This window comes from Mitsuaria sp. GD03876 (genome assembly GCF_029840635.1).
Lineage (GTDB): Bacteria > Pseudomonadota > Gammaproteobacteria > Burkholderiales > Burkholderiaceae_C > Roseateles.
This window is the reverse complement of the sequence record NZ_JAOCCU010000086.1, coordinates 1-8922: the sequence shown is the minus strand read 5'-3', so window position 1 is coordinate 8922 and position 8922 is coordinate 1. Positions and strand designations below refer to the sequence as shown.

At 70.8% G+C, this 8922-nt stretch carries 9 protein-coding genes; 4 read left to right on the top strand and 5 right to left on the bottom strand.

Annotated features, from left to right (window positions below):
- Positions 1–330 precede the first annotated feature (330 nt).
- The 4 genes from N5D62_RS27965 to N5D62_RS27950 all read right to left on the bottom strand — a co-directional run bounded on the left by N5D62_RS27965 (position 331) and on the right by N5D62_RS27950 (position 4379).
- A complete protein-coding gene (locus N5D62_RS27965) occupies positions 331–840 on the bottom strand; it encodes a TlpA disulfide reductase family protein (RefSeq protein ID WP_279761374.1) in 510 nt (169 codons plus the stop codon).
- Between the two features lie 128 nt (positions 841–968).
- Positions 969–2156, bottom strand: a complete 1188-nt coding sequence (locus N5D62_RS27960; RefSeq protein ID WP_279761372.1) for a hypothetical protein — start codon at positions 2154–2156, stop codon at positions 969–971.
- Positions 2157–2328: 172 nt separating this feature from the next.
- Positions 2329–3117 (bottom strand): alpha/beta hydrolase, encoded by a 789-nt coding sequence (locus tag N5D62_RS27955; RefSeq protein ID WP_279761370.1) that lies wholly within the window; start codon positions 3115–3117, stop codon positions 2329–2331.
- Entirely contained in the window at positions 3114–4379 is a 1266-nt protein-coding gene (locus N5D62_RS27950) for a CaiB/BaiF CoA-transferase family protein (protein WP_279761368.1), read from the bottom strand. The genes N5D62_RS27955 and N5D62_RS27950 overlap by 4 nt, the downstream gene beginning before the upstream one ends.
- A gap of 198 nt (positions 4380–4577) precedes the next feature.
- Here N5D62_RS27950 and N5D62_RS27945 point away from each other — a divergent pair, with 198 nt between their 5' ends.
- From N5D62_RS27945 to N5D62_RS27935, 3 genes are all read left to right on the top strand, one after another.
- Positions 4578–5072 carry a hypothetical protein gene (locus N5D62_RS27945; protein ID WP_279761366.1) on the top strand — a complete coding sequence of 165 codons (495 nt, stop codon included), beginning with the start codon at positions 4578–4580 and terminating at the stop codon, positions 5070–5072.
- A gap of 85 nt (positions 5073–5157) precedes the next feature.
- Positions 5158–5592, top strand: a complete 435-nt coding sequence (locus N5D62_RS27940; RefSeq protein WP_279761363.1) for a PTS fructose transporter subunit IIA — start codon at positions 5158–5160, stop codon at positions 5590–5592.
- The gene (locus N5D62_RS27935; RefSeq protein ID WP_279761361.1) at positions 5589–5858 is read left to right on the top strand and encodes an HPr family phosphocarrier protein; all 270 of its coding nucleotides are present in this window, start codon (positions 5589–5591) and stop codon (positions 5856–5858) included. The genes N5D62_RS27940 and N5D62_RS27935 overlap by 4 nt, the downstream gene beginning before the upstream one ends.
- Positions 5859–5921: 63 nt before the next feature.
- On the opposite strand, the gene N5D62_RS27930 is transcribed toward N5D62_RS27935, so the two are convergent.
- Positions 5922–6767 (bottom strand): GNAT family N-acyltransferase, encoded by an 846-nt coding sequence (locus N5D62_RS27930; protein ID WP_279761358.1) that lies wholly within the window; start codon positions 6765–6767, stop codon positions 5922–5924.
- 201 nt (positions 6768–6968) lie between these two features.
- Between N5D62_RS27930 and ptsP the strand changes: the two genes are divergently transcribed.
- Positions 6969–8744, top strand: coding sequence for a phosphoenolpyruvate--protein phosphotransferase (ptsP, locus tag N5D62_RS27925; RefSeq protein ID WP_279761355.1), 1776 nt, complete (start codon positions 6969–6971; stop codon positions 8742–8744).
- Positions 8745–8922 lie beyond the last annotated feature (178 nt).

Here is an 8922-nt window from a genome sequence, read left to right as displayed (position 1 = left end):
CACCACCACCAGCCGCCGGCGGCGACCGCCAGCACGACCAGGCCGAGGACCCAGGGCGCGGCGCGGCCGCGCTGTCGCCGGCTCACCGGCGCGCTGGAGGAGGACACGGGGCCGGTGACCGGCGCGCCAGGGAGCTTGTTGTTCGGGTTCATTCGGGCGGGCGAAGCGTGATGTCGCCACCCTAGTATCTGGCGACAGCAGCCTGGTGTCGCCCGCGAAAAGAATCGCAAAGCGCCCGGGCTAACCCGCACGAGGCCCTCGGTCCGCCCATGAAAAATGCCGCTCGGGGAGCGGCATTCGACGGGGGCTGAGCGAGGCGGCCGGGCGGGATCAGCCCTCGGCCAGCAGCTTCTCGATCGTGCCGTGCAGCGCGGCGAAGTCGGGCTCGCCGACGAAGCGCTTGACGATCTCGCCGCGCTTGTTGATCAGGAAGGTGGTCGGGGTCAGCTGGACCTTGCCGAAGCTGCGCGCGATCTCGCCGGTGCTGTCCATCGCGACGCCGAAGGGCAGGGCGCGGGTCTCGGCGTAGTTGGCGACGTAGGCCGGCGGGTCGTAGCTCATCGCCACCGCCAGCGTGTCGAAGCCCTTGTCCTTGTACTTCTGGTGCGTGGCGACGACGTTGGGCATCTCCTTGACGCAGGTGGTGCAGGACGTCGCCCAGAAGTTGACCAGCATGACCTTGCCGGTCCAGGCCTGCGCGGAGGTGTGCTTCGAGCCGTCGAGCAGCACGTAGTCCACCCGCGGCGCGGGTTCGGGCTTCAGGCCCTCATAGGCGAGGCCGGCGCCGACACCGACGGCGGCGACCAACAGGAGGAGTCCGGTCCAGCGAGGCAGCTTCATGGGGGGCGAGTGTAGGCCGGTGGCCGTTGACCCGCCACCTCGGCGGGGCTTGCGCCGGGCTTCGGCCGCCCCGGCGTCAGGCGGCGTCGGTCGGCCCCCCCAGCGGCTCCCAGCGGCCCCGGGCGCGGTCAGAGCGCCTTGGACAGCTCGAACAGCAGCACCGACGGCAGCGCGTCCTGCAGGTTCTGGCGCGAGATGCGCGCCATGTGGTCGGCGGTGGCGGTGGAGAGCTGGGTCTGCTGGTCGCCGTCCATCACCTCGATGAAGCTGAAGTTGGGCACCTCGGCGGTGATGTCGGCGCGCAGGCGGTCGAAGTCCGCGTCGCGCAGCGACTGCTCGAAGGCGATGCCGTGCGGCAGGCCTTCCTCGCAGAACTGCAGCGCCTCGTCCATCGAGGCGACGGCGTCGATGATCAGCCCCATGTGCCGCACCGCGCCCTGGATCTCCTGGCGCACCTCGCGCCGCGGCGAGACGATCAGCAGGTGGCAGCCGGCCAGTGGCTTGGAGTTGTGCGACGGCGTCGGGTCGTCGAGATCGGGCAGTTCGGGCAACTCCTGGCGCTCCGGCCGCGCCGGCGGCAGCGCGTCCGGCGGCGCCTCGGACTCGTCGCCGGCGACATTGGGGAACTCCAGCGTCAGCATCGTGATGCCGGCCTCGTCCTCGCGCAGCGGCAGCGCGCCCAGCGTCAGCGCGGTCTGCTCGATCAGGCGCCAGGTCAGCGAGTTCAGCGCCTCCGGCGGCTCGTTGATCGCCGCCGACGGCGCGCTGCCCAGGTCCAGCGAGCGGTGGGCGAAGCGGCACATCAGCCGCGCCTTGGCCGGCCACGGCGTCAGGTCCAGCCGCATCTCCAGCGAGGAATGGGTGTTGGCCAGCGCCCAGTCCATCACCGCGTTGAGCAGCGAGAACAGCAGCGACGCGTCGGTCACCACCTCGATCGGCTGCAGCAGCTGGCGGATCTGGATGCCGCGGGCCTGCGTCTCGCGGCTGCGCTGCGTCAGCACGCCGCGCAGCACCTGCGTCAGGTGGACGCGTTCGCGCGAGAGCCGCAGCCGGCCTGACGCCAGCCGCGCCAGCTGCTGGCTGACCATGCCGGCCTCGCGCGCCTGGGCCACCGCGTCGCGCAGCGCGCGCAGGCCCTGGCGGTCGATCTGCCCGGTGCCGATCAGCGCGTGGATCCGTTCCAGCGCCGCGCTCAGCGGGCCGGCGATCTCGGCGCCGAGCTGCTGGACGATGTCGCCCCATTGCGAATCGCTGGGGCGCTGCACCATGTCATTGGCGGCCAACGGCGCGGCAACGGTGGGGGGCGGGCGGGACATGCTCTCTCATTCTTGTGGGCCTCCGGCGGCATGCCGGGGCTGGGAGGCGCCATGGTTCCGCGCGGCCCGGGGACCGGCCATCCCGTGAGTCGGGGGCACTCCTCCCCCTGGGGGGATGGCGTGAAAAGGCTCACGTTTCCGGGGGGATGGAGGGCGGTTTGCGGACGATTCGTCAGGCCTTCGCCTGGCGGTCCGCGAGCATCAGCAGCCGTTCGGCGAGCGCCTGCGGCGCGGACACCATCACCTGGTGGCCGGTCGGGATCTCGAACAGCTCCCAGCCCGGCTGGCTGCGCGCGCGCTCCCGCGCGGCGGCGATCGTCAGCAGGGCGGGGCGGTTGCAGTCGATGAAGGTGCGCGGCCGCGCCAGCCACGCGTCCTTGTCGAAGGCCAGCGGGCTGTCGTAGACGCCGCCGGGCTGCGGGCGCTGGCAACGCATCATCCAGTCGAAGTCCGCGGGCTGCAGGCCCATCCCGTGCGGCTCGGTGACCGGCAGATGGCCGAAGCGCGAGATCAGCTCGCGCCGCTGGACCTGCGTCTCCGGCGTGTGGCGGCTGGACCAGGACTCGCCCGGCTCCGGCACCACCGCGTCCAGGTAGACCAGCCGGGCGATGCGCTCGGGCATCTGGTCCGCGACGCCGGTGATCACCATGCCGCTGTAGCTGTGGCCGACCAGCAGCACGTCGCGCAGTTCCTCGCACTCGATGACCGCCTTCACGTCGTCGATGTGCGTCTGCAGCCGGATGCCGTCATGCGGCTGGTGCGCGCGCTCGCCGACACCGCTCAGCGTCACCGGGAACACCCGGTGCCCCGCCGCGCGCAGCGGCCCGAGCACCCGTTTCCACGCCCAGGCGCCCAGCCAGGCGCCGTGCACGAGGACGATGTCCACGCCGTCCCGCGGGCCCTCGTCCCGGCCTCTGCCGTCCTTGCCGCCGTTGCTCCGGTTGCCGTCGTCCTGGCTCATGCGATGACTCCTTCCACTCGCCACGCGGCGATCGCTTCGGGGGCATGGCCCAGCTCGGCGAGGACCTCGTCGGTGTGCTGCCCCATCAGCGGCGGGGGCAATCGGTAGGCCACCGGCGTGCCGGAGAGCTTCATCGGACTGGCCACGACGCGCAGCGCGTCGCTGAGCGGGTGGTCCATCTCGACCACCATGCCGCGATGGCGGACCTGCGCGTCGTCGAAGACCTCGGCCAGGTCGTTGATCGCGCCGCCCGGCACCTTGGCCGCCTCCATCGCGTCGAGCCAGTGCTGGCGCGGCCGGGCCGCGACGCGCTCGGCCAGCAGCGGCACCAGCGCCTCGCGATGCCGCACGCGCTGCGCGTTGGTCGCGTAGCGCGGATCGCGCGGCAGCTCGGGCAGGCCGAGGAGCTCGCAGAACTTGACGAACTGGCCGTCGTTGCCGACGGCGACGATCAGGTGGCCGTCGCTGGCCTGGAAGACCTGGTACGGGACGATGTTCTGGTGCGCATTGCCCATGCGGCGCGGCGCCTTGCCGGTGGTCAGGTAGTTCGAGCCGAGGTTGGCGAGCATCGCGACCTGCGTGTCCAGCAGCGCCATGTCGACCACCTGGCCCTGGCCGGTCGCGTCGCGGTGGCGCAGCGCGGCCAGGATCGCGACCGTCGCGTACATGCCGGTGAACAGGTCGGCCACCGCCACGCCCACCTTCTGCGGCCCGCCGCCGGGCAGCGCGTCGGCCTCGCCGGTGACGCTCATCAACCCGCCCAGGCCCTGGACGGCGTAGTCGTAGCCGGCGCGGTCGCGGTAGGGGCCGGTCTGGCCGAAGCCGGTCACCGAGCAGAACACCAGCCGCGGGTTGATCGCCCGCAGCGCCTCGGCGTCCAGGCCGTAGCGGGCCAGGTCGCCGACCTTGTAGTTCTCGACCAGCACGTCGGCGCGCAACGCCAGTTCGCGGATCAGCGCCTGGCCGGCCGGGCTGGCGATGTCGATCGCGACCGAGCGCTTGTTGCGGTTGGCGCCGAGGTAGTACGCCGCTTCGGCGGTGTCCTCGCCGTCCCGGTCCTTCAGGTAAGGCGGGCCCCACCCGCGGGTGTCGTCGCCGCCGGGGTGGCCGTCCTTCGGGGGACGTTCGACCTTGATGACGTCGGCGCCGAGGTCCGCCAGCGTCTGCGTGCACCAGGGACCGGCCAGCACGCGGGAGAGATCCAGAACGCGCACGCCCCGCAGGGCCATGGCGGAGGGACGGGAGGGGTTCGCTTCGCTCATCGGGCGATTGTGGGGGAAGCCGGCGGGGCGACGCGCCCGTCCTAAGATCGTCCGATGCGCGCTTCGACCCTCGCTTCGACCCCCGCTTCGATCCCCGTTTCGACCTCGAGACCCACCGGCCCGGCCGTCTCCGGGACGGGTGGGCCCGCGCCTGCCTCCCGGCGGCTGTCGGCGGCGCCGGGGTCGCTGCTGTTTCCCTTGCTGCTGTCCGTGCTCGTCGCGGGCTGCAGTCCGGCGCTGAACTGGCGCAAGGTGAACCCGGACGGCGCGCAGCTGGCCCTGATGTTCCCCTGCAAGCCCGAACGCGAGGAACGCACCCAGCCGGGGCCGGGCGGCCAGCCGGTGGCGGTGCGCTCGCTCAGCTGCAAGGCCCGGGGCGGGCAGTACTCGCTGACCTGGACCGACCTCGGCGACGCTGGCGCGACCTCGGCGGCGATGCGCCGGATGCATGAGGGCATCGCCCGCCAGATGGCCCCCCAGGCGTCGGCGCCGCTGGGCGTGCGCGGCGCGGCCCCCGATCCGGAGGCTTTCCAGCAGGCCTTCGACGCGCGTCCCGGCCAGCCGGCCCAGCAGGTGCGGCAGGCCGTGTTCTCGCAGGGCGGCCGCCTGTATCAGCTGCTCGTGCAGGCGGAACGCGTCGATCTGGAGGCCTGGGACGTGTTCCTCGGGTCGGTGCAATTGCCGGGGGGATGACCCCCTGGAGTGGGTCTCCTCCCCGTGATCGCGGGTTTGTGCGAGGCCCGCCCGCGCCATGCTGCGGCGCACGATAATGCGGCCCATGTCCGGCCTGCTGTTGATCGCCCATGCTCCGCTGGCCACCGCGCTGAAGCAGGTGGCCGAGCACACGTTCCCGCACTGCTCGCTGCAGCTGAGCGTGCTGGACGTGACGCCGGACATGAGCGCCGACGATGTCGAATCGCAGGCGCGCGCGCTGATCGGCGCGTCCGGCCATGTGCAGACCCTGGTGCTGACCGATGTCTACGGCGCCACGCCGACGAATGCCGCGCTGCGCCTGCAGGGCGAGCAGGTGAAGGTGCTGACCGGGGTCAACGTGCCGATGCTCTGGCGCTCGCTGTGCTACGCCGGCGAAGGCCTGGACGCGCTGGTGCAGCGCGCCAGCCAGGGCGGCACCCAGGGCATCCTCTGCGACGCCGTGGCCTCGGCCGCGACGCCGTGCTCCACGACTTCCACGTCCCAATCCTCCTGCTCATGATCAAGTCGACCCTCACCATCAGCAACAAGCTGGGCCTGCATGCCCGGGCATCGGCGAAGTTGACGAAGTTGGCGGGGGGATTCAAGGCGGAGGTCTTCATGAGCCGCAACGGCCGCCGCGTGAATGCCAAGAGCATCATGGGCGTGATGATGCTGGCCGCGGGCATCGGCGCCGAGGTCGAGCTGGAGACGGCCGGCGAGGACGAGCAGGCCGCGCACGAGGCGATCGCCGCGCTGGTGAACGACAAGTTCGGCGAAGGCCAGTAAGCCGCCTCGCGAAGGAAAAAGGGCTGCCGAGGCAGCCCTTTCGCGTTTTCGTCCGTCCGTCGGTCAGCGGCCCAGGAAATGCTTCCGGTACCGCGCCGGCAGGTCGGCGATGCGCATGATCATCGGCAGGTCGGCGGTGTTGAAGTCCGGGTCCCAGGCCGGACGGCCCAGGATGCGGGCGCCGCAGCGCAGGTAGCCCTTGATCAGCGGCGGGGGATCGACGACCAGGTCCTGGCGGAGCTCGTCGACCGGCAGCGGCAGCCGCGGACGGACCTGCCATTCGATGTCGGCCATGTGGCTGCCCTCGAGCTGGCGCCACAGGCTGGCGGCGTAATGGCCGCCGTCGCGCATGCTGATGCTGGCGCAGCCGATCATCGTGTCCAGGTCGTTGCGGACCATGAACTCGGCCAGCGCGCCCCACAGCGCCATGATGGCGCCGCCGTGGCGGTGGTCCGGATGGACGCAGGAGCGGCCGAGCTCGACCATCCGCGGGCGCAGCGAGCGCAGCCGGGTGAGATCGAATTCGGTTTCGCTGTACAGCCCGCCGGCGCGACGCGCCGCTTCCGGCGTCAGCACGCGGTAGGTGCCGATCACCTCGCCGGGCTGGTCATGCTTGTCGAGCGTGCGCACCAGCAGGTGCTCGCAGAAGGGATCGAAGATGTCCACGTCGTGCCCGGCGGGGGCGCCGGCCGGCACGCTCAGGCGCGCGCCCATCTCGTCGACGAAGACCTGGTACCTCAGGCGCTGGGCCTGGCGGACTTCGTCTTCCGTGCGCGCCCAACCCACGTGGAAGCGAGTGCGCGAAGCGTCGACAGCGACTTCTTGCGAGCCGGCTGGAAGTGACCTCCGGGGCGCCTCGGCCGGGCGCAGATCCGAGAAGGGCAGGGTGGGCAGCGGCAGATCCCTCATGACAGAGCCTCGCTCTCAAGTGATGCCCGCGATGCTGAGCGGACGGGGTGACGCGTCGGTGACCCGCAAGTGAACGAACCGTGACAGTCGCGGCGCCGTCACGTTCGCGGTCGTTGTCGGTTGACGCCGGGCCAGCATACGTTTTCACGCAGTTCACCTTCGGCCAACGGGGGCTTCGAACCCCGCTGCTACAGTCGGCGCATGAGTTTCCAGGTCTTCGGCATTCCCGTTTCCCGCGGCGTGGCGATCGGCCGAGCGGTGCTGGTCGCGTCCAGCCGCGTCGACGTCGCGCATTACTTCATCGGCGCCGCGGACGCGGAGCAGGAATATGCCCGGCTGGTCCGGGGCCGCGACGCGGTGACCCGCGAACTGCAGGACCTCAAGGCCGAGCTGCCCGAGGACGCGCCGCATGAGCTCGACGCGCTGCTGGACGTGCACCTGCTGCTGCTGAACGACGAGGCCCTCGTCGACGCGGCCCGCGACTGGATCGTCGACCGTCACTACAACGCCGAATGGGCGCTGTCGGCGCAGCTCGAGGTGCTGGCCCGCCAGTTCGACGAGATGGAGGACGACTACCTGCGCGAGCGCAAGGCCGACCTGGAGCAGGTGGTGGAGCGCGTCCTGGCCGCGCTCGCGGCGGAGCTGGACGACTCGCCCACCGGGCCGGCCGCCGTCGTGGCCCGCGACTTCGCCGGCGAGGACCCGCTGCTGCTGGTCGCCGCGGACATCGCGCCGGCCGACATGATCCAGTTCAAGCGCAGCGTCTTCCAGGGCTTCATCACCGACATCGGGGGGAAGACCTCGCACACGGCGATCGTGGCGCGCAGCATGGCGATTCCTGCCGTGGTGGGAACGCGGGAGGCCTCGCGGCTGATCCGTCAGGACGATTGGGTGATCATCGACGGGGATGCCGGGACGGTGATCGTGAATCCGTCGCCGATCATTCTTGAGGAGTACCGCTTCCGGCAACGGCAGGCGGAACTCGAGAACGCGCGGCTGGCCCGCTTGCGCCACACGCCGGCGATCACGCTGGATGGCCAGCGCATCGAGCTGCACGCCAACATCGAGCTGCCCGGCGACACGGTCGCGGCGCTCGCTTCCGGCGCGACCGGGGTGGGGCTGTTCCGCAGCGAGTTCCTGTTCATGAACCGCGACGGCGACCTGCCGAGCGAGGAAGAGCAGTTCATCGCCTATAAGAATGCGGTCGAGGCGATGGCCGGCCTGCCGGTGACGATCCGGACGGTGGACATCGGCGCCGACAAGCCCCTGGACCGGATGTCGGTCAACGAGTTGCGGCACGAGCATGTGCTCAATCCCGCCATGGGCCTGCGGGCGATCCGCTGGAGCCTGGCCGAGCCGAGCATGTTCCGGCAGCAGTTGCGGGCCATCTATCGGGCCAGTGCCTTCGGCAAGGTCAAGCTGTTGGTCCCGATGGTCGCCCACCTGGGGGAGATCCGTCAGGTCCAGGAAACCATCAAGCGGGTGAAGACCCAGTTGGACGAGGTCGGCCAGGCGTATGGCGAGGTCGAACTCGGCGTCATGGTGGAAGTGCCGGCCGCGGCGATCATGCTGCCGCAGCTGCTCAAGCAGGTGGACTTCGTGTCCATCGGCACCAATGACCTGATCCAGTACACCTTGGCGATCGACCGCGCCGACGAGGCCGTCGCCCATCTGTATGACCCGTGGCACCCGGCGGTGCTGCACCTGCTGGCGGGCTCGATCGCCCAGGCGAGGGCGGCCGGCAAGGAAGTCAGCGTCTGCGGCGAGATGGCGGGCGATGCCGCCTTCACCGACCTGCTGCTGGGCATGGGGCTGACCTGCTTCTCGATGCATCCGTCGCAGATCCCGTCGGTCAAGCAGCGCATCCTGCGCGCCGACGTGCCACGGCTGGCCGCCGCGCTGCCTCGCATCCTGGAGAGCGACGATCCGGCGAAGGTCGCGCTCGAAGTGCTGACGCCGCAGTCGCGGCTGCACTGAGCCCGTCCAGCGCGGCGGGCGGTCGATCTCCGCACGCCCAAGTGACAACCGGATGACGGGAGTTGCGCGGCTGGAAAAACTCGTGCTAGACTCTCGGTCTTCGCTGCTCACGACAACGTTTTGAGCGGCGGCCTCGGAGGGTATGCCGAGGTAGTCAGGTGAATATCTGGTTTGACCG

What these genes read in the sequence shown, in the direction of transcription:
- N5D62_RS27965 (WP_279761374.1), bottom strand. Translation starts at nt 840, where the DNA reads ATGAAGCTGCCTCGCTGGACCGGACTCCTCCTGTTGGTCGCCGCCGTC.
- N5D62_RS27960 (WP_279761372.1), bottom strand. Translation starts at nt 2,156, where the DNA reads ATGTCCCGCCCGCCCCCCACCGTTGCCGCGCCGTTGGCCGCCAATGAC.
- N5D62_RS27955 (WP_279761370.1), bottom strand. Translation starts at nt 3,117, where the DNA reads ATGAGCCAGGACGACGGCAACCGGAGCAACGGCGGCAAGGACGGCAGA.
- N5D62_RS27950 (WP_279761368.1), bottom strand. Translation starts at nt 4,379, where the DNA reads ATGAGCGAAGCGAACCCCTCCCGTCCCTCCGCCATGGCCCTGCGGGGC.
- N5D62_RS27940 (WP_279761363.1), top strand. Translation starts at nt 5,158, where the DNA reads ATGTCCGGCCTGCTGTTGATCGCCCATGCTCCGCTGGCCACCGCGCTG.
- N5D62_RS27935 (WP_279761361.1), top strand. Translation starts at nt 5,589, where the DNA reads ATGATCAAGTCGACCCTCACCATCAGCAACAAGCTGGGCCTGCATGCC.
- N5D62_RS27930 (WP_279761358.1), bottom strand. Translation starts at nt 6,767, where the DNA reads ATGAGGGATCTGCCGCTGCCCACCCTGCCCTTCTCGGATCTGCGCCCG.
- ptsP (WP_279761355.1), top strand. Translation starts at nt 6,969, where the DNA reads ATGAGTTTCCAGGTCTTCGGCATTCCCGTTTCCCGCGGCGTGGCGATC.